The 19,170-nt window shown below is 67.1% G+C and carries 22 protein-coding genes; 7 read left to right on the top strand and 15 right to left on the bottom strand.

The window, feature by feature from the left end; all coding sequences use genetic code 11:
- Window positions 1-103 precede the first annotated feature (103 nt).
- Window positions 104-1,156 (top strand): NADP-dependent oxidoreductase, encoded by a 1,053-nt coding sequence (locus tag ACQEVO_RS33090; RefSeq protein WP_432923266.1) that lies wholly within the window; start codon window positions 104-106, stop codon window positions 1,154-1,156.
- Here ACQEVO_RS33090 and ACQEVO_RS33085 read toward each other — a convergent pair.
- Window positions 1,084-1,770, bottom strand: a complete 687-nt coding sequence (locus tag ACQEVO_RS33085) for a ZIP family metal transporter (protein WP_432920694.1) — start codon at window positions 1,768-1,770, stop codon at window positions 1,084-1,086. The two genes, ACQEVO_RS33090 and ACQEVO_RS33085, sit on opposite strands and share 73 nt — an antisense overlap.
- A 246-nt stretch (window positions 1,771-2,016) precedes the next feature.
- Between ACQEVO_RS33085 and ACQEVO_RS33080 the strand changes: the two genes are divergently transcribed.
- Entirely contained in the window at window positions 2,017-2,649 is a 633-nt protein-coding gene (locus tag ACQEVO_RS33080; RefSeq protein WP_432920691.1) for a TetR/AcrR family transcriptional regulator, read from the top strand.
- A 64-nt stretch (window positions 2,650-2,713) separates the two neighbouring features.
- Entirely contained in the window at window positions 2,714-3,574 is an 861-nt protein-coding gene (locus ACQEVO_RS33075) for an alpha/beta hydrolase family protein (RefSeq protein ID WP_432920688.1), read from the top strand.
- Window positions 3,575-3,577: 3 nt separating this feature from the next.
- Here ACQEVO_RS33075 and ACQEVO_RS33070 read toward each other — a convergent pair whose 3' ends face one another.
- Entirely contained in the window at window positions 3,578-5,650 is a 2,073-nt protein-coding gene (locus tag ACQEVO_RS33070; RefSeq protein ID WP_432920685.1) for a prolyl oligopeptidase family serine peptidase, read from the bottom strand.
- 45 nt (window positions 5,651-5,695) lie between these two features.
- Entirely contained in the window at window positions 5,696-6,193 is a 498-nt protein-coding gene (locus ACQEVO_RS33065; RefSeq protein WP_432920682.1) for a MarR family winged helix-turn-helix transcriptional regulator, read from the bottom strand.
- A gap of 122 nt (window positions 6,194-6,315) precedes the next feature.
- Between ACQEVO_RS33065 and ACQEVO_RS33060 the strand changes: the two genes are divergently transcribed.
- Window positions 6,316-7,314 carry an SMP-30/gluconolactonase/LRE family protein gene (locus ACQEVO_RS33060; RefSeq protein WP_432920679.1) on the top strand — a complete coding sequence of 333 codons (999 nt, stop codon included), beginning with the start codon at window positions 6,316-6,318 and terminating at the stop codon, window positions 7,312-7,314.
- Between the two features lie 82 nt (window positions 7,315-7,396).
- Here the strand turns inward: ACQEVO_RS33060 and ACQEVO_RS33055 are convergent, their stop codons facing one another.
- The 3 genes from ACQEVO_RS33055 to ACQEVO_RS33045 form a co-directional block, all read right to left on the bottom strand.
- Window positions 7,397-7,975, bottom strand: coding sequence for a pyridoxamine 5'-phosphate oxidase family protein (locus ACQEVO_RS33055; RefSeq protein WP_432920676.1), 579 nt, complete (start codon window positions 7,973-7,975; stop codon window positions 7,397-7,399).
- 177 nt (window positions 7,976-8,152) lie between these two features.
- Complete coding sequence (locus tag ACQEVO_RS33050) at window positions 8,153-9,169, bottom strand: CNNM domain-containing protein (protein ID WP_432920673.1); 1,017 nt, start codon at window positions 9,167-9,169, stop codon at window positions 8,153-8,155.
- On the bottom strand, window positions 9,162-10,514 hold the full coding sequence (locus tag ACQEVO_RS33045; RefSeq protein WP_432920670.1) for a hemolysin family protein: 1,353 nt from the start codon (window positions 10,512-10,514) through the stop codon (window positions 9,162-9,164). Before ACQEVO_RS33045 ends, ACQEVO_RS33050 begins: the two co-directional genes overlap by 8 nt.
- Window positions 10,515-10,673: 159 nt before the next feature.
- Here ACQEVO_RS33045 and ACQEVO_RS33040 point away from each other — a divergent pair, with 159 nt between their 5' ends.
- Window positions 10,674-11,069, top strand: coding sequence for a MerR family transcriptional regulator (locus ACQEVO_RS33040; protein WP_432920667.1), 396 nt, complete (start codon window positions 10,674-10,676; stop codon window positions 11,067-11,069).
- Window positions 11,066-11,296: a hypothetical protein gene (locus ACQEVO_RS33035; RefSeq protein ID WP_432920664.1), complete on the top strand. Its 231-nt coding sequence runs from the start codon at window positions 11,066-11,068 to the stop codon at window positions 11,294-11,296. Before ACQEVO_RS33040 ends, ACQEVO_RS33035 begins: the two co-directional genes overlap by 4 nt.
- Window positions 11,297-11,427: 131 nt before the next feature.
- Here ACQEVO_RS33035 and ACQEVO_RS33030 read toward each other — a convergent pair whose 3' ends face one another.
- The 8 genes from ACQEVO_RS33030 to ACQEVO_RS32995 all read right to left on the bottom strand — a co-directional run bounded on the left by ACQEVO_RS33030 (window position 11,428) and on the right by ACQEVO_RS32995 (window position 17,253).
- On the bottom strand, window positions 11,428-11,844 hold the full coding sequence (locus ACQEVO_RS33030; protein WP_432920661.1) for a PIN domain nuclease: 417 nt from the start codon (window positions 11,842-11,844) through the stop codon (window positions 11,428-11,430).
- Window positions 11,841-12,059, bottom strand: coding sequence for a type II toxin-antitoxin system VapB family antitoxin (locus tag ACQEVO_RS33025; protein WP_432920658.1), 219 nt, complete (start codon window positions 12,057-12,059; stop codon window positions 11,841-11,843). Before ACQEVO_RS33025 ends, ACQEVO_RS33030 begins: the two co-directional genes overlap by 4 nt.
- A 151-nt stretch (window positions 12,060-12,210) precedes the next feature.
- Window positions 12,211-13,836 (bottom strand): chaperonin GroEL, encoded by a 1,626-nt coding sequence (groL, locus tag ACQEVO_RS33020; RefSeq protein WP_432923263.1) that lies wholly within the window; start codon window positions 13,834-13,836, stop codon window positions 12,211-12,213.
- Window positions 13,837-14,046: 210 nt separating this feature from the next.
- Window positions 14,047-14,340 carry a hypothetical protein gene (locus ACQEVO_RS33015; RefSeq protein ID WP_432920655.1) on the bottom strand — a complete coding sequence of 98 codons (294 nt, stop codon included), beginning with the start codon at window positions 14,338-14,340 and terminating at the stop codon, window positions 14,047-14,049.
- Window positions 14,341-14,406: 66 nt separating this feature from the next.
- Window positions 14,407-15,174 carry a Clp protease N-terminal domain-containing protein gene (locus ACQEVO_RS33010; RefSeq protein ID WP_432920652.1) on the bottom strand — a complete coding sequence of 256 codons (768 nt, stop codon included), beginning with the start codon at window positions 15,172-15,174 and terminating at the stop codon, window positions 14,407-14,409.
- A 58-nt stretch (window positions 15,175-15,232) separates the two neighbouring features.
- The gene (locus ACQEVO_RS33005) at window positions 15,233-16,126 is read right to left on the bottom strand and encodes a CDP-alcohol phosphatidyltransferase family protein (RefSeq protein ID WP_432920649.1); all 894 of its coding nucleotides are present in this window, start codon (window positions 16,124-16,126) and stop codon (window positions 15,233-15,235) included.
- Window positions 16,126-16,851, bottom strand: coding sequence for a phosphatidylserine decarboxylase (locus tag ACQEVO_RS33000; RefSeq protein WP_432920646.1), 726 nt, complete (start codon window positions 16,849-16,851; stop codon window positions 16,126-16,128). The genes ACQEVO_RS33005 and ACQEVO_RS33000 overlap by 1 nt, the downstream gene beginning before the upstream one ends.
- A 141-nt stretch (window positions 16,852-16,992) precedes the next feature.
- Window positions 16,993-17,253, bottom strand: coding sequence for a GlsB/YeaQ/YmgE family stress response membrane protein (locus ACQEVO_RS32995; RefSeq protein ID WP_432920643.1), 261 nt, complete (start codon window positions 17,251-17,253; stop codon window positions 16,993-16,995).
- 313 nt (window positions 17,254-17,566) lie between these two features.
- On the opposite strand from ACQEVO_RS32995, the gene ACQEVO_RS32990 reads away from it, so the two are divergent.
- Window positions 17,567-18,613: a beta-ketoacyl-ACP synthase III gene (locus tag ACQEVO_RS32990; protein ID WP_432920640.1), complete on the top strand. Its 1,047-nt coding sequence runs from the start codon at window positions 17,567-17,569 to the stop codon at window positions 18,611-18,613.
- Here the strand turns inward: ACQEVO_RS32990 and ACQEVO_RS32985 are convergent.
- On the bottom strand, window positions 18,588-19,040 hold the full coding sequence (locus ACQEVO_RS32985) for an SRPBCC family protein (RefSeq protein WP_432923260.1): 453 nt from the start codon (window positions 19,038-19,040) through the stop codon (window positions 18,588-18,590). The genes ACQEVO_RS32990 and ACQEVO_RS32985 overlap by 26 nt on opposite strands.
- Between the last annotated feature and the right edge of the window lie 130 nt (window positions 19,041-19,170).

Genomic DNA, 19,170 nt, shown 5'->3' with positions numbered 1-19,170 from the left:
AAGAGCAACCGTGCATACGAATACGCAGAGCCGGTCCACCAGGGAAGTCGCCGCGGCAGCCGGCGAGCAGGCGCATACGGGACTACCCACCGTCACCCGCGAGATCCGTTTGGCCGCACGCCCGTCGGGCGCGCCGACCGCGGCGAACTTCGCACTGGTCGAGACATCGATTCCCGATCTCGCCGACGGCGAGATCCTGGTCCGCAACACGTGGATGTCGGTCGACCCGTACATGCGCGGGCGGATGGACGACAAACCTTCCTACATTCCGCCGTTTCAGCTGGGCCAGGCGCTGGAAGGCTCGGCCGCCGGCGAGGTGATCGCCTCCCGGTCCGCCGATATCCCGGTCGGTACGACCGTCACCCATTTCGCCGGCTGGCGCGAGCACGCGGTGCTCGAAGCCGCGCATGCCACGCCGATCGATACCGCCCTGGCCGCCACGCATCATTACCTCGGCGCTCTCGGCACCACCGGGCTCACCGCGTACGCCGCCCTCACCGACGTCGCGCCGGTCCGGCCGGGTGACACGGTGTTCATCTCGGCGGCGGCGGGGGCGGTCGGCAGTGTCGCCGGCCAGCTCGCACGCAGGCTGGGTGCGGGCCGGGTGATCGGGTCGGCGGGCGGTCCGGCGAAAACCCGGCTCCTGACCGAGGAATTCGGCTTCGATGCCGCGATCGACTATCGGGCCGGCGATCTGCCCGGACAGCTCAGGTCGGCCGCACCGGACGGTATCGACGTCTACCTCGACAGTGTCGGCGGCGAACAGTTGCGGGCCGCGGTCGCGGCCATGCGCCCGCACGGGCGCGTCGCGCTGGTCGGTGCCATCAGCGGCTACAACGGCGAGACGGACCGGCCCGGCCCGGATCTGTTCCTGGCCGCCACCAGGGAGATCACCCTGCGCGGCATGCTGGTCAACAGCTACTTCCCGCTCTTCGGCGAGTACATCGCGAAGGCGGCCGGCTGGCTCGCCGAGGGAACACTGCGAACGCGGGAGACGGTCTACGACGGGCTCGAACAGGCACCGGCCGCCTTCCTCGGTGTTCTCACCGGCGCCAACTCGGGCAAGATGCTGGTCCGGCTGGATCAGCGGAGCAGGAAGGCGACCAGGAAGCCCGCGGCGGTCGCGATGCCCACCCACCAGCCGCCCTCGCGGTAGGCCTCCGGCATGAGCGAATCGGCGAGGACGGCGACGGTGGCGCCGCCGGCGAAGGCCTGGACGCCGCTGATCGCGGTCGCGTCGATATGTTCGGAGAGCACCTGACCACCCACGGTGACCGCGACGAGCACCAGCCCCGTCAATACCCACAGACCGAAAGCTCGTCCGGTAGCAACATCTTTTTCCCGGTGCAGCAGAGCGGAGCCGCCGATCGCCTCCGGGACGTTGCCCGCGGCGATGGCCACCAGCAGCACCAGGCCGCCACCGGAACCGAGGGTGACTCCCAATGCCGTGTTCTCCGGGACGCCGTCGAGGACGGTGCCCAGCATGAGGGCCCAGCCGACGGCGGCGCCACCGCCGCGCCGTTCGAGGAATCGGTTGGCCACCACGTAGACGGTGGCGCCGAGAAACAGCGCGGCGCCGGCGGTGAAAGCCCCGGCCTGGACGAAAGCGGGTTCGAACAACTCATTGGAAACCGCGGCGATCATGGTGCCCGCGCCGAAGGCCATGAGTGAGGCGAGCAATGGCCGAGGCAATGTGTAACGCAATCCGATCGCGGCACCGATCACCAATGGAATGGCCGTACCGAGCCCATACAGCAGTGCGGTTCCCATAAGGTGAACACTATGTGTTGCCGCGTAATTGCCTGGACTCCACACGGCCGATAGAAATTATTCTAGAATTTCCCTCTAAAATCGCGCATACCGTGCCGCAACCGGGTACTGTCCGATTTGGCAGTTTCACCGGTGATCACGCTTGCGGGTAGCCAACTTTCGGCAAACCCGCAGGGTGCTACCGGTGCGCTACGAAAGGCCCGATCGATGACGAGGGGATCGGGCTTTTCGGTATTGTTCTGCGCGATGTCACAGGAAGCGAATTCGGGACGAAGGTACGCCGGCCAGCCCGTAGAAGATCGGCAACGCGAGCGGCGCGCTCGTTTTCTCGAATCCGGCCTGACGGTTTTCGCCCGCGATGGGTACGCCAATAGCTCGGTCGGCGCCATTTGCAAAGATGCGGGGCTCTCCTCGCGTCAGTTCTACGAGGAGTTCACCGGCCGCGAATCCTTACTTGTCGAACTCTTCGCTCTCATCGACCGGGAATCGCGCGACGCGGTCCTGGCATCGCTGGACCACAGCGCCGACCAGAGCGCGCTACAACGTATCGATGCGGCGGTGCGCGCCTATGTGCAATCCATCGGTTCCGATCCGCGGCGGGCTCGGGTCGTGCTCGTCGAAGTGGTCGGCGCCGGTACCAAAGTGGAGAAGCTGCGCACCGAATCCCGGCGCGCCTGGAGTGCCGTGCTGGCCCGGGCCGCCGAGGATGCCGCCCTGCACGGCGAGATCCCGACCGGCGACTACGACCTGCGGATGCTGGCCATCGTCGGCGCGGTCAACTACGTCGTCGAAGAATGGAGCGGGATCGAACCCCAGCGGCCGCTGGACGAGGTGATCCGGGTGCTGAGCCGGATCATCATCGGCGCCATCCGCGCCTGACCGGGCCGCCACGCGCCGCGCACGGGGCCGCACCACCGCCGGGCATACGCATAGGCTTCGGAGCGTGGAAACCGTTGCCATCCAGATGCCGGACGGAACCACCGTGCCGGTGCGGCTACTCGCGGCCACCGGCCCGCATCGGCATCCGATCACCCTCGACCGGCCGCGGCCGGTGCTCGTGCTGCTGCCCGGACTGGGAGTGCCCGGCGAGTTCTACCTGTACTTCGCCCGGGAACTCACCCGCCGCGGCTTCGATGTGGCGATCGGCGAATTGCGCGGTAACGGCGACAGCCTCCCGAAACCGAGCGCGGCCAGCACGTACGGCTATCACGAACTGGCCGCGGTGGATTTCCCGGCGATCCTCGAGGCGGTGCGCACGCGCTTCCCGGACAGCACCCCGTACCTGCTGGGCCACAGCATGGGCGGGCATCTGTCGGTGCTCTACGCCGCCCGGGTACGGGGCCGGCTCGGCGGGCTGATCCTCGTCGCCTCCGGTACCCCCTACTACCGCGGATTCGGCGGCATTCTCGGCCCGGGCCTGCTGCTCGGTACCGCCGCGATATCGCTCACCGCCAACCTCGCCGGCGTCTGGCCCGGCGACAAACTCGGCCTCAACGGTTTCGGCCGCCAGTCCAAGGTGCTGATCTCGGACTGGGCACGGCTCGCCCGGACCGGGAAATTCACCCCGGCCGGTGCCGATATCGACTACGAGGAACGGATAGCCCGGCTGAAGCTACCGGTCCTGTCGATCACCCTGGCCGGCGACGAGCTGACGCCGCCGGCCTCGGCGGGCCACCTGCTGGACAAATTGCCCGCCGCGGACAGAACCCGGTGGCACGAACCGCGGCGGCTGGGTCACAACGGCTGGATCTCCGATCCCGGCCCGGTGGTGGACCGGATCGAGAAATGGCTGCACGACCGCTGAACGTTATTTCGCGGTACGGCCCTCGATCAGCATCTGGGTGAAGAATTCGTAGATCAGGGCCGCCTGGAACGCCGACTGCTTGTTGTCCGCGGCCCCGCCGTGCCCGCCCTCGATGTTCTCGTGGTACCAGATCCGATGCCCCTGCTGTTCCAGCAGCGCCGCCATTTTCCGGGCATGCCCGGGGTGCACGCGGTCGTCGCGGGTCGAGGTGGTGAGCAGAATCGGCGGATATTTCGCGGCCGCGCCGGTTTCCATCGCTTTCTGATAGGGCGAGTAGCGGCTGATGTACGCCCATTCCTCGGGCTTGTCGGGGTCGCCGTATTCCGCCACCCACGACGCCCCGGCCAGCAGCAGGTGATAGCGACGCATATCGAGCAGTGGCACCTGGCAGACGATCGCGCCGAACAATTCCGGATACCGGGTGAGCATCACACCCATCAGCAGACCGCCGTTGCTACCGCCCACCGCGCCCAGTTGCGGCGCGGTGGTGATACCCCGGGCCACCAGGTCGCGGGCGATCGAGGAGAAATCCTCGTACACCTTGTACCGGTTCGCTTTCTGCACCGAGGTATGCCATTCGGGCCCGTATTCCCCACCGCCGCGGATATTGGTCATCACCCAGGTGCCGCCCTGTTCGAGCCAGCCCATACCGGAAGCACCGCTGTATCCGGGGGTGCGGGAAACCTCGAACCCGCCGTAACCGGACATGACCGTCGGCCCCGGGCGGTCGCGATTATCGCGATGGCGGATGACGAAATACGGGATCATCGTGCCGTCGGCGGAGCGGGCGAAGAACTGCTCGGTATCGATACCGGCCGCGTCGAAGAACGCGGGTTCCTGCTTCAACTCGGTCGCCGGTGCGCCGACCGCGCTCGCCAGCAAGGTGGTCGGCGTGGTGAAACCGCTGGTCATCAGCATGAATTCGTCGCCGCTTTCGAGCGGGTCGAGGTTCATGATGCTGGTAGTGGCCATGGGCGGGGTGTCGGCGAGCGGCTCGGTGCGCCACCCTTCGGCGCCCGGTGTGAGGACATACAGTTTGGTCTGCACATCCTCCAGGGTCACCAGGAGCAGATGGTTCTCGGTCCAGCCGTAGCCGTGCAGCGAGGTGTGCGCGCCGGGTTCGAACAGGACCTCGAATTCACGTTCGCCGGAAAGGAATCGGTCGAAATTCGTGGCGATCAGCGAACCCGCGCCGTAGGTTCGCCCACCGACTTCCCACGGCGACTTCAACCGCACCAGCAGCCATTCCTTGTACCACGACTCATCGGCATCCGACGGCGTCTCGAGGCGAATCAGCGAGCCGCCGGCGTCGAGCAGATACACATCTTCGTTGAAGAAGTCGGTGGCCCGGGCGACGTAGTGACGTTCGTATCCCGGCGTGCGGTCGTAACCGGCGGAGATGGCGACATCCGTCGCGGCACCCTCGAATACCGTTTCCGCGGTGTCGAGCGCTGTGCCGCGGCGCCAGCGTTTCGCGATCCGTGGATAGCCGGAATCGGTCAGTGATCCCGGGCCGAAATCCGTGCCGACGTAGACGGTGTCGATATCGATCCAGCTGATCCGGGATTTCGCCTCCGGCAGGAAGAACCCGCCGCTCTCCGGCAAGATGAATTCCCTTTTCTCCAGATCGAATTCACGAACGACCTTGGCGTCCGCGCCGCCCCGGGACAGGCTGATCAGGGCCCGGGTCTGTTCCGGCCGCAACACCCCCGCGCCGCCCCACACCCAGTTCTCGTCCTCGGCCGCGGCCACCGCGTCGAGATCGATCAGCACATCCCATTCCGGTTCCGGTTTCACGTACTCGTCGAAGGTGGTCCGCCGCCACAACCCTCGCGGATGTTGCGCGTCGCGCCAGAAGTTGTACAGCCATTTCCCGCGCCGGCCCGGAAACGCGATCTTGGCGTCGGTATCGAGCATGTCCAGAATTCGGGCCCGCAGCACCTCGAACCGGTCGGCCGCGGCGAACCGCTCCATGACCACCTCGTTGTGCGCCCGGGCGAAATCCAGGGCCCGTTCGCCGGTGACCTCTTCCAGCCAGAGAAAGGGATCGGTTCCGCTGTCCGGTGCATCACTCATCCGACCATTCTGACCCAGCAGGACGAGGTGTGGTGGCGACGGTCGCTACTTCCGCCGCGGCTCGTCCGGGGCGTCTGCTGCGGTGTGGAAGCGGGCCGGGATTTCCGCCCGCGCGGTGTCGAACAGCTCGGCGCAGCGAGTGAGCAGCCGGAACAGTGTTTCTCGTTCGGAATCGGTGAACCCGTCGCCGACGGACCGCTCCACCGCGATCGCGCGCTCATCGGCCTCGTGCATCACCGATTCACCTTTCTCGGTGAGCCGGGTTTCCAGCACGTTCCGATGCCACGGGTGCGGGGTGCGTTCGATCAGACCCCGGTCGACGAGGTTGGTGAGCACGGTGTTCATGGTGGGCGGGGTCACCCCGCACAGCCGCGCCAGCGCCGCGGCCGATATCCCCGGGTTCTCGGTGAGGAACAGCAGCGCCGCGTACTGCGCCTCGGTGACCCCCGCCGGTTTCAGCACGGCGAGTTTGGCCGCGGTGCGGGCTTGTTCCGCGCGTTTCACGTACGAACCGATGCGTTCGCCGGCGGGCATGGAGGTCATGCAGGCATGGTATCCAGCCTTTTCAAGATTAGACCCTTGACTGATATTAGAACTCTAATCTATCTTCGTGCACACACTACGATTCATCCGCTACCGAGCGCCCCGGGAAGGCCTGAAGACCCATGTTCAATTCACCGAGTTTCCGCTGGTCGATCGCATTACTGGCAGCTTCAGCGGGCCTCACCCTCACCGGGTGCGGTGATACAGCTCCGGCTGCCTCACCGCCCCGAGTCCAGACGGCATTCGAACTTCCGGGGAACCGGGTCTACCCGGAAGGCATCGCCCTGGACGAGCGGACCGGCGATATCTATGTCGGTTCCTTCGCCGACGGCACCATCTACCGAGCTACCCCCGGCACCCCGCGCGCCGAGGTCTTCCTGCCCGCGGGCACCGACGGCCGCCGGACGGCCAACGGGTTACGCGTAGACCCCGACGGCCGGCTCTGGGTGATCGACTCCACCACCGGCGTCACCGTCTACGACCTCACCTCACGCACCCTGCTGGCCCGCTTCGACGCAGCGGGCCCGGCAGACCGATTCCTCAACGACATCGCCCTCACCCCCGACGGCACGGCCTATCTCACCGACAGCCGCCGCGCGGTCGTCTATCGAGTCACCCCCGACGCCCTGACCCGCGCCATCAGCACCGGCGCCCCCGGCGAACTCACCGAATTCTCGGACCTGAACCCGTCCCTGGAGCCCCACGACCCGGGCGCCTACACCCTCAACGGCATCGTCGCCGACCCCACCGGCTCCTACCTGCTTACAGTCGACTCCACCGGCGGCGACCTCTACCGGATCGACCTCGCCACCACCACTGCCAGCAAGGTAACCCTCGACGGCGGCGACCTCACTCTCGGCGACGGCCTGGACCTCCACGCCGGCACTCTCCGCGTCGCCCATAACACCGAGAACACCCTCACCCGCTGGACGTTGTCGCCAGACGGCACCACCGCGACCCGCACCGGCCGCCACCACGACGACACCCTCGCCACCCCGACCACCCTGGTCCATGGACCGGAGACAACCCTGGTCGTCGCCTCACAATTCGACAAAGGTGGCCCGCTCGGGCAGGGCGAACCCACCACGCCGTTCCGGGTATCGGCGGTTTCCGGATTCTGAAGCGCGGCCGTGGTTTCAGCCGGGCCGTCGGCCACGTCGATCCCGGCCGGGCCGGCGGCCTGAATACAACACTGAGCAGCGGCTACTGCCCGGCCACCGGCGGCAGCGGATGCCCGGGCTCCAGCGCGGGCAGGCCGTCGATGCTGTGCCCGTTGTCGCCGGAGATCCGCCCGGCGTACTTCTCGGGCGGCTGCCGGGCGTGATGGGCGTCGAGCACCGGGCGTTCACCGACCAGGTCGTAGTAGGGCACCGAGTACCCACACGAGTCCGCGATCCGGTCCACCGTGACCACGATGGCCATCCGGACGCCCGGATGATCGCTCCCGAAATGCTGCCGGAGATTCTCGAACTCGGCCTCGTCGGGCCGGACGATTCGGCCGGTGCCGAACAAGCGCAGAATTCGCGAGTTCCGGGTGAACGAGCAGAACATGATGGTGATCCGCCCGTTGTCCCGCAAATGCGCGATGGTCTCCACCCCGCTGCCGAACAGATCGAGGTACGCCACGGTGTGCTCGTCGAGCACGGCGAAGGTGTCGCGGTAACCCTTGGGCGACAAGTTCACCCGTCCCCCGTCGGACGGTGCGGTCGCGACGAAGAACATCGCCTGCTTCCCGATGAACTCCCGCAACGACTCATCGATATGCGAAAACACCTTGGCCACCGCGCTCGCCTTCCCTCGTCCCCGCTACAGATCGGTTCCGAGCCTAACTACACCCCACCCGCAGCCGCTGTTACCCGGGTCTCCACCCCGCCCGGCCCCTCCGAGTACCGAAGCCAGAACGTCGCAGTATCGGCGGCGGTGCCCGTTACTCTCCCCGCCCGCGACCGGACAGGCGCCTCATCTATCCGGCGTCACGGGCAGTAGCCGCTGCAGGACATCGGTGATGGTGATGAGACCGATCAGCTCGCCGGTGCCCGGGCTGGTGACGGTGGCAAGGTGGCTGCGGGTTTCCCGCATGGTGCGCAGCGCCTCGTAGACGGGAAGTGCGGCGGACAACGTCAGCACCGGGCGCATGAGCTGGCGGGCGGTGGCTCCCGGTCGCGCTTGAAGACTGTCGCGGACGTGCAGAAATCCCTCGATCCGGGCGCCGTCACGGACCAGTAACCGCAGGTGACCGCTCCGGCGAGAGGTGTCTTGGACGATGCCGGGCCCGGCGTCCGGGGCTACGGAGCTGGGCGTGGTGTCCGGTCGCACGATATCGCCGACAGTGAGCTGCTCCAGTTCCAGCGCACTGGTGAGGTTGCCGTGATAGCGCTCGTCCAGGGTGCCGGCGGTGGCGGAATGTTCGACGAGATGGCGGAGCGCGGCGGGATCCTGACCGGCCTCCACTTCGTCGACCGGGGTGACACCCACCTTGACCAGGCACCAGTTGGCGGCCTGGTTCAGCGTGGTCAGCAGCGGCCTGGTCAACCACATGAAGGCGCGCATCGGGATGGCCAGGATCGTGGCCGATTTCTCCGGGTGGGCGATCGCCCAGGATTTGGGCGCCATCTCACCGACGACCAGGTGCAGGAACGTCACGATGATGAGGGCGAGCACGAATCCGGCGACGTCGGCGGCCCACGCAGGAGCGCCGAAGTCCTCGAAGAGCGGCGTGAGCCAGTGATGCACAGCGGGTTTGGTGGTCGCGCCCAAAGCGAGAGTGCAGACGGTGATGCCGAGCTGCGAGCCGGCCAGCAACACCGAAAGTTCCGAGGCACTGCGCAGCGCCGCCCGGGCGGCCCGGCTGTCGGGGGCGGCATCTTCCAGACGGTGGCGGCGGGCGGCGATGAGCGCGAACTCGACCGCGACGAAGAACGCACTGGCGGCGATCAAGGCGACGGTGACCGCCACGACGACCCAAGGGTTACTCATCGCCGCTATCCTCCGGTTCGGCGCACACGGTAATGAATACCGAGGCGGGAACATGTTTTTCGACGGCCCGGACGTGCGCGATCAAACTGGTTCGCGGCTCCGGCCGATCGATGCCGATCTGCGGCAGCGGGATATCGACCCGCTCACCGACCTCGGGCAACCCGTTGTAGGCGGAAATGACCAGCCCCGCGATGGTTTCGTAGTCACCGGCGGGCAATTGCCGGTCCAGCAGGCGTTCGACCTCGTCCAAATGCACATCGCCGGCGAGCAGCCAGCCGTCGCCTTCGGCGACGATATCGGCGGCGGCGCCGGGGTCGTGTTCGTCGGCGATCTCGCCGACGAGTTCTTCGGCGATATCTTCGACGGTGACGATCCCGGCGAATCCACCGTATTCGTCGACGACGAGGGCCATTTCCTCGCCCTGCGCGCCGAGGCGGGTCACGACCTCCGGAAGCGGCAGCGTTTCGGGTACGAGAACGGCAGGACGAAGCCGGCCTGCCGCGGTGCCGGTGGCCTCCGCGCCGAGGAGATCGTGCAGATGGATCACCCCGCGCAGGTCGTCGCTGGACGTGCCGACGACCGGGTAACGCGTATGACCGGTGCGCATCCGGGCGCGTATATCGACGAGGGGATCGTCGATATGGACGGTGTCGACCCGGCCGCGCGGGATCATGGCGTGCTCGGCGGTGCTGGTCGGGAAGTCCAGGATGCGATCGAGCAGAGTGGACAATTCGGGCGGCAACTCACCGGCCTCACGCGAGGCGGCGACGATATGTTCGAGGTCGCGCGGGGTGGCGGAGTGTTCGACATCGTGCACCGGCTCGATACGCAGGGCGCGCAGCAGCAGATTCGACGACTGGTCGAACAGACGGATCAGCCACCCGAAAACTTTCAGGTAAACCGTGGTCGAGGCCGCCAGCCCGCGGGCCACCGGTTCGGGCCGGGCGATGGCGAGGTTCTTGGGCACCAACTCCCCGAACAGCATCTGCACCAGCGTGGAGAACGCGATCGCCAGCACCGCGCCGACACCGACCCCGACTGCGGTGGGAATACCGATCCCGCCGAGCAGTTCGCCGAGACCGCGCCCGATCAGCGGTTCGGCGACATAGCCGACCAGCAGCCCCGTGACGGTGATTCCCAGTTGAGCACCGGACAGCATGAACGACGTCCGGCGAGTAACCCGCAGTGCGCGGCCGGCGGCCTTGTCACCGTCGCCGGCGCGGGCTTTCAGCCGGGAACGATCCACGGCCATATACGCGAATTCCTGGGCCACGAAGTAGCCGGTCAACGCGGTGATCAGCAGGACAACGGCGACACCGAGCAGGATGCCGAGCACACTCGTCACGACGTCACCGCCCGACGGCTCCGGGGAGGCCGCTCCGCACGGGGCGGCCCGGGTTGTCGATATTTGCGCGATGCGCGTTTCATGAGCTCGTGCCGGATGCGGGCATGTTTCCGACACTAGCACGCAGCACTGTATGGTTGGCAGGAAGGGAGGTGACCGATGACGTCCCTACTCCGGATCGGCGAGTTCGCGGCGCAGGCCCAGGTCAGCCCGCGAACAGTCGACTACTACACCGGTCTGGGCCTGCTGGCACCCGCCGAACGCACCGCGGGCGGCTACCGCCTCTACGACGCCACGGATATCGCCCGCGTCCACCTGATCCGGCAACTGGAGGCGCAAGGCCTCTCTCTCGAGGAGATCACCACCGCCCTCACCGCCGGCTCCGGCGATATCGACGACGCCCTGGCCCGCCTCGACGACGACCTGAAACTCCTGCACGCCGCCGCCGAAACCGCCCCCACCGAAGTCCACGGCCTCCTCACCCTGATCAGCGCGCGCATCCACTCCCTCATCACGGTCGCCCTACAGCTACCACCAGATATCCCCCTCGCGTGAAAGAGCTCCGCACCGGACGCTTCCCGACACCGGCGCGGTCGTTCCGCTGGTCGAGCACCGCGGCCGTGCTCTGCCTTCCACCGATAGGAATCCTGGCCTACATACCGGCCGATCCGGAGCGGCAGCTGCACACACCTCTTCTCATCGGACTGGCCGGGTACGGCCTGGTGGTGGTGACGATGGCCGGGTACCCCGTGGAAAAGATGAAGAGCTACCGCAAGGCCTGATTCGAGTTGCCCGGCACCGTATCCGAGGTCGTACGACAAGGGAGGGCTCAGATGGCCGCATTCCGAACGCCTCCGCCACCGGCGGGCCGCAGGAGAGCCGGCGCCGAGACCCTCGGCTACCGCCGCGGTGCTCAGCCGGAAGTTCCGGTTACGAAGGCCACCTGCTGCCCGGTGATCCGGGCGACGGTCGCGAAATCGTTGTCGTCACACAAGATCGTGAGCCGGCTGTGTTCGGCGGTCGCTGCAATGAGCAGGTCGACCGGGCCGGCGGAGCGATGAGTTCCCTGCTCGGTCATCAGCTGCTGGACCTCTTCGGCACGCTCGTAGGCCCGGTCCGGCATCGGGGTCCAACCGAACAGATCGTGCAGTAATCGCTGCTTCTCGAGCCGGTCGGCGAGTGAACGGGCCGAGTACAGGAACTCGAGTTCCACGATCGGGCAGGTGGCGATCACTCCGGCGGCCAGTTGATCGGCCCACGCCTTCCGGTAGGGCTCTTGGAGAATCCGGAACAGCCCGGATGTATCGATGAGGTAGATGGCGGGAGTCACCGGCGGTAGGCCGCCTTGTTGTCGAGAAATTCGTCGAAGTCACCCCGGTCGGCCATCTCACCCAGGCGCGCAAGGGCGCGCATGCGGACCAACCGTTGGCCGACCTCGCGCAAGGCGGCATTGACGGTGTCCTTCTTGGTCTTGGTACCCAGCACCTCCGCAGCGATAGCCAGCGCTTCGTCATCGATCTCGATCGGCGTCTTCGAAGATCCCATGGTCACTCACCTCTCGGGATATCTCCTGTATCAGCAATAGACGTCCAGGATACCTCTGCCGCCTCCACGGCACAGCCGCAAAAAGGCCGAAGGCCGGTCCACCTGACGGTGGACCGGCCCACGGTTCGAACGGGTTGCCGGGTGGCGGGACTCAGAAGTCCATGCCGCCCATGCCGCCGGTCGGGTCGGCCGGCGCGGCGGCCGCCTTCTCCGGCTTGTCGGCGACAACGGCCTCGGTGGTGAGGAACAGAGCCGCGATGGAGGCCGCGTTCTGCAGGGCCGAGCGGGTGACCTTGACCGGGTCGGCGACACCGGCGGCGAGCAGGTCCTCGTACTCGTTGGTCTGGGCGTTGAGGCCCTGGCCGGCGGGCAGGTTGGAAACCTTCTCCGCCACCACGCCGGGCTCGAGGCCGGCGTTGAAGGCGATCTGCTTCAGCGGAGCCGACAGCGCCACGCGGACGATGTTCGCGCCGGTCGCCTCGTCACCCTCGAGCTTCAGATCGTCCAGAGCCGGGGCCGACTGCAGCAGGGCCACGCCACCACCGGCGACGATGCCCTCTTCGACGGCGGCCTTGGCGTTGCGCACGGCATCTTCGATGCGGTGCTTGCGCTCCTTGAGCTCGACCTCGGTCGCGGCGCCGGCCTTGATCACCGCAACACCGCCGGCCAGCTTGGCCAGGCGCTCCTGCAGCTTCTCGCGGTCGTAGTCGGAATCCGAGTTCTCGATCTCGGTGCGGATCTGCGCGACCCGGCCCTGGATGGCCTCGGCGTCGCCGGAGCCTTCCACGATGGTGGTCTCGTCCTTGGTGACGACGACCTTGCGGGCCTGGCCGAGCAGCTCGACGCCGGCGGTCTCCAGGGAGAGGCCGACCTCTTCGCTGATGACCTCGCCACCGGTGAGGATGGCGATATCGGCGAGCTGGGCCTTGCGGCGGTCACCGAAGCCCGGAGCCTTGACGGCGACGGACTTGAAGGTGCCACGGATCTTGTTCACGACCAGGGTCGACAGAGCCTCGCCCTCGACGTCCTCGGCGATGATCAGCAGCGGCTTACCGGCCTGGATGACCTTCTCCAGCAGCGGCAGCAGGTCCTTGACGGTGGAGACCTTCGAGCCGACCAGCAGGATGTACGGATCCTCGAGGACCGCTTCCTGACGCTCGGGATCGGTGACGAAGTAGCCCGAGATGTAGCCCTTGTCGAAGCGCATACCCTCGGTGAGCTCCAGCGACAGACCGAAGGTCTGCGCCTCTTCGACGGTGATGACGCCTTCTTTGCCGACCTTGTCCATGGCCTCGGCGATCAGTTCACCGATGGACGGGTCGCCCGCGGAGATACCGGCGGTGGCGGCGATCTGCTCCTTGGTCTCGACTTCCTTGGCGGTGTCGAGCAGCTTGGCGGTGACGGCCTCGACGGCCTTCTCGATACCGCGCTTCAGGCCCAGCGGGTTCGCACCGGCCGCGACGTTGCGCAGACCCTCGCGCACCAGCGCCTGGGCGAGCACGGTGGCGGTGGTGGTGCCGTCGCCCGCGACATCGTCGGTCTTCTTGGCGACTTCCTTGACCAGCTCGGCGCCGATCTTCTCGTACGGGTCCTCCAGCTCGATCTCCTTGGCGATGGACACACCATCGTTGGTGATCGTGGGGGCGCCCCACTTCTTCTCCAGGACGACGTTGCGGCCCTTCGGCCCCAGCGTCACCTTGACCGCGTCGGCGAGGCTGTTCAGGCCCCGCTCGAGGCCGCGACGGGCCTCTTCGTCGTACGCAATTGTCTTGGCCATTGCGGTGAGATCCTCCAAGTAATGAGGCTGACACACAGGATGACCGCCTTGTCGGGTCACCCTTAGCTACGCTTGGCCAGGCTCGGTGCCCGCGACGGACGACCAGGGGTGTCGTGTACCCGATCTCACCGTCCCGACCTAGCACTCTCCGATCGGGAGTGCCAAAGCCATTTTTAGCACTCGCCGATGGCGAGTGCAAGGTCGGCCCACTCAGAGACTGTCGGTGACCCGGAGAGCGAGGGCCAGGAAGGCATCGGCGCGGCGCTCCTCCGGCGTGCGCGGTTCGCCTTCGTCGACGGTGACGAATTCGGCATCGTGCAGGAGCAACTCCGCTTCGACCCGCATGATCGCGCGGATGAACGGCGGCGCGACCTCCGGCGGCAGATCACCGTTGACCACGTAACTGCCATCGGACAGAGATTCCGTGGAGACGTAGGTCAGCGCACGCAGCAGATCGTCCCGGTGCTCCCCGGCGACGAGATCGGGGTCCGTTTCATCCGCCATTGCTATAGATTACCGGGACAACCGCCCGCGCCGGGAGCACCGAAGACCGGCGCGGGGCGGGCGGCGCTACTGTTTTCCGGCCACGATCTGCTGGAGCACCTCGACCAGTCGCGTTTCGAACGCGTCCTTGCGCAGGCCGGCATCGGACAGGATCCCCGACCCGTTCTCCTGTTCCAGGATCGCCAGCAGCACGTGTTCGGTGCCGATGTAGTTGTGACCCAGGCGCAGCGCTTCCCGGAAGGTCAACTCCAGCGCCTTCTTGGAATCGGCGTCGAAGGGGACGAGTCCGCTCATCTTGCCCGCCGCGGTGGCGGCCTTGAGATCCGCGGGCGCGATCGCCGCACCGGGTTCGGCACCGGCGGCGGCGATCGCGGCGGTGGCGATAGCGTCCGGCGAGAACCCCAGGTCGGCGATCAGCCGCACCGCGAGACTGTCGGATTCGCTGAGCAGGCCCAGCACCAGATGCGGCAGGGCGATCTGCGCACTGCCGCCGGCATGGGCCGCTTCCTGCGCCGCCACCACCATGGCGCGGGCGCGGTCGGTGAATTTGGCGAATCCGGCGTTGGGGTCCATTTCGGCGGCCGGGTCGCCGGGCCCCTTGGGCACGAATCGCTTCTGGGCCGCCTGCTTGCTGACGCCCATACTGGCGCCGATCTCGGTCCAGGAGGCGCCGGAGCGGCGGGCTTGGTCGACGAAATGGCCGATCAGGTGGTCGGCCACGTCGCCGAGATGACCGGCGGCGACCACCGCGTCGGAGAGTTGTTCCAAGGCGTTGTCGGGGCGGGCTTTTTTGATGACCTCGATGAGGTCGTCCAAACGTACAGGAGAAGTCATGCGTCAACTATAAGTTGACGCATGAGAATCGTCAACCGAAAGTTGACGCAATGCCTCGTCAGTTCCGCCCACCCGGACGCCGCAGCCGCAGCCGCGAATCCCCACGCAAGGCCGGCCGGCGGATATCCGGGCGGCGCAGCACCGGCAGCCGCCGGTCCGCCCGGCGCTGCGCGCGGCGTTCCGCGGGTTTGTACTGCCAGGTCTCGGGGCGGGCCGCCACCCAGCGCTGCGAATACCAGGCGAACGGGATATGCCCCAGATACAGCACGATCAGCACCAGCAGCAGCACGATCGGATAGGTGATCAGCGCGGCGCCGGCCAAGGCGACCAGCACGAGAAGCCCCGCGGCCGCCTGCGGCGCCACCGAGACCGATTTCATCGCCAGGGTGGGGATGGTGCTCACACACAGGGCGGCGGCGAAAACGGTCCAGGCCGCCACGAGCGGGAAACTGGTCCACCAGCCGTCACCGAACTGCACGAAGAGCGCAATGGGGGCCATCGCGATGAGCGCGCCCGCCGGCGCCGGTACGCCCACGAAGTACTCCCGCGCCCAATCGGGCCGGGTGTCGTCGTCCATCAGGGTGTTGAAACGCGCCAGCCGGAGCACGACGCTCACCGCGAACAGCAGCGCGATGATCCAGCCGGCGCTGCGGCTCTCCCCGTCGAACAGCACCACGTAGAGCACCAGCGCCGGCGCCACCCCGAACGAGATGGCGTCGGAGAGCGAATCCAGTTCCGCGCCGATCTTGGTGGTGGCCGAGAGCAGCCGGGCCAGCCGGCCGTCCAGCGTATCGAGCACCGCGGCCGCGCCGATCATGGCCAGCGCGATCTCCAGTTCACCTTCCAGGCCGAACTTCACCGCGGACAACCCCGAGCACAGCGCGAGGATCGTGACGATACTGGGCAGCAGCCGGATGGATCGGCGCCGCCTGCCTTCGATGACCTGCTCCATCACGATCCTGCCGACGGCAGAACCGCCAGCACCGTCTCCCCTCCGATCGTCCGCTGCCCGATGTTCACCAGCAGTTCGGTGCCGGCCGGGAAATACGTATCGACCCGGGAACCGAACCGGATCAGGCCGTAGGTGTCGCCGATGGTGACCCGGTCCCCGGCGGCGGCGTCGCAGACGATCCGCCGCGCCAGCAGCCCGGCGATCTGGACGACCACCACCTGCTCCCCGGATTCGGTATCGATGACCATGCTGTTGCGCTCGTTGACCGCGCTCGCCTCGGGCAGATCGGCGGATTTGAAGCTGCCCCGCCGGTAGCGCACATCGCGCACCACACCGGAGACCGGCGTGCGCTGGACATGTACGTCCAGGACGGACAGGAAGATGCTCACCCGGGGCAGCGGCTGATCACCGAGCCCGAGCTCGGCGGGCGGTGCGGCGGTATCGACGAGCGCGACCTCACCGTCCGCCGCGGCCACCACCACGCCGGGCCGGTTCGGCGGCACCCGGTGCGGGTGCCGGAAGAAGGTGGCGCTCGCCGCGGCTGCCGCCAGCCCGGCCCGGCGCAGCCAGCGGCGCCGCCGGCCCAGCAGAGCCACGGCCAGCGGTGCGGCCACGAAGGGCAATCCTGCCGGATGCATCGGCGGGACCGTATTGCGCACCAGATCGGCCAGGTGGCCCGGCCCGGTCCGTTGCGGGGTACCGGGCGGGATGGGACGGCGTGCCACTTATTCCTCTTTCACACTCGACTCGGTCCGTTCGGACCGACGGTACGGTCGGACGCCCGCGCCGACCCGGTGAACCCGTCGGCGCAAGCGTTCACACCTTACGCCGAGCCGGTGTATTCGTGCCGGGTGTCGCTCGCGGGATCACCTCCTGACGACCAACCTCACCAGGAACAACAGGATGACGGCGCCCAGCAGGCAGGTGAAGAAGCTGAACCACCAACCGCCCGATTCGACATCGACGCCGAAGACGGAGAGCAGGAAGCCGCCGAGCAGACCGCCGACGATACCGACCACGATATTGAGCAGGATCCCCTGTTGCGCATCGGTTTTCATGATCTTGCTGGCAATCCAGCCGGCGATTCCGCCGATGATGATCCAGCCGATGATGCCGAGACCGAGCATGGTTGTCCCTCGCTTTTCTTCCGGTTGCACGCTCGCGGTGGCGAACGTCCGCGGCGAAGCCCCGGTCGCCCGCGGATGACCTGAGCGGACGGCGGCGCTACGCCCATCCGGGCGATACCCGGGCTTCGTCCGGATAACCACTCCGGCGAAAATCGAATACGAGCTGCCGTCACGCGAACATCGAGCTAATATGAGGGTGCCTCATGTCTTCGGATTGCCCGGCAGACGTCAGCCACCGACGCCGGGCGAGGAATCCACACCGAATCGGGTCCACCCCGCGGCAACGCAGTCGCAGGTACATAGGAGAAGCAGCATGGCTACTCAGCTCGCCCAGACGACCGGGGCGCAGTTCACCGCAATCCTGGGACTGGGTGTCTATCGTCCGGCGCGCGTCGTCACCAACGACGAGGTGGCCGGGCCGATCGATTCCAGCGACGAGTGGATCCGGACCCGGTCGGGTATCCGCACGCGCCGGTTCGCCGATGATTCCGAGACCATCCACTCCATGAGTGTGGCGGCCGCGCGGGGCGCGCTGAAATCGGCCAAGGTCGCCGCCGACCAGATCGACTGCGTGATCGTGGCCACCTCCACCCACCTGCTGCTGACCCCCGCGGCCGCGCCGCGGATCGCCACCGAACTGGGTGCGGGCGGCGCGGCGGCGTTCGATATCTCCGCCGGCTGCGCAGGTTTCTGTCACGGCCTGGCGATGGCCTCGGATCTGGTACGCGCGGGCACCTCGTCGCGGGTGCTGGTGATCGGGGTGGAAAAACTCACCGACACGATCAACCCGGCCGACCGCGGGACCGCGTTCCTGTTCGCCGACGGCGCGGGCGCCGTGGTGGTGGGCCCGGCCGACGAACCCGGTATCGGCCCGACCGTCTGGGGTTCCGACGGCACCCAGCACCAGGCGATCCGGCAGGACAAGGACTGGATCGAATTCTTCACCGAAATCGAGGAGAAGGGGCTCGACGCCGTACGCCCCTATCTGGCGATGGAGGGCACGGCGGTGTTCCGCTGGGCGGCGCATTCGCTGGAGAAGGTCTGCCGCGACGCGGTCGACCGGGCCGGACTGGCGATGGACGACCTGGACGCCATGATCCCGCACCAGGCGAACGGCCGGATCATCGAGATCATGGCGCGGGTGCTCAAACTGCCCGAGAATTGCGCGCTGGCCAACGATATCGAGGAAGCCGGCAACACTTCGGCAGCCTCGATTCCGCTGGCGATGGAGACCCTGTTGCGCACCGGGCAGTCGAAACCGGGCGATACCGCGTTGCTCATCGCCTTCGGCGCCGGCCTGTCCTACGCCGCCCAGGTGGTGAAGCTGCCGGAGTTCAGCCCGCCTCAACCGCTTTCTTGATCTCGGCGAGGGATTCGTTCATCCCGCGCACCAGGTTTTCCTCGAAAGCCTCCTCACCGCCGAGCAGCGCGTTCACCAGCGTGCTCGAGATCCAGGTGGTGCCGTTGGGGACGTCCCGGCGCTCGATCAGCCGGGTACCGTTCCCGGCCGGTTCGAGGGTGTAGGTCCACACGGTGCGGTTCTGGCTCACCCGGAACGCCAATGCGCTGTTCTTCTCGTAGCGCAGGATGCGGGAGGTGGTGGGCCAGAACTTCCAGCCGTCCCGGTTCAGGTTGACGGTGAGCACGCCCGCCTTCGGCTTGCCGATCGGGATCATCCGCACACATTGCGGGCTGAATTCCGGCATCCGGCGCGGGTCGGCGAGCACCTCCCATACGCGCTCCGGCGCGGCGTCGATATCGATGCTGGCTTCCAAGTTCTTCGGCACCATGGCCTCCAGGTAGATGAAACTCCAAGTATCGGGAAGGGTAGCGATTGGCTTCGGCTCGGTCACGTTTTCCCGGCCCGCGTATCGATATCGCCGATCCGGAAGCAGAATCGAAAGGGTAGACAAGCCG

It is taken from the genome of Nocardia sp. CA-290969 (assembly GCF_050936135.1).
GTDB lineage: Bacteria > Actinomycetota > Actinomycetes > Mycobacteriales > Mycobacteriaceae > Nocardia.
Note: the sequence above shows the minus strand (reverse complement) of the source record. Positions and strands in the feature narration are given on the sequence as shown.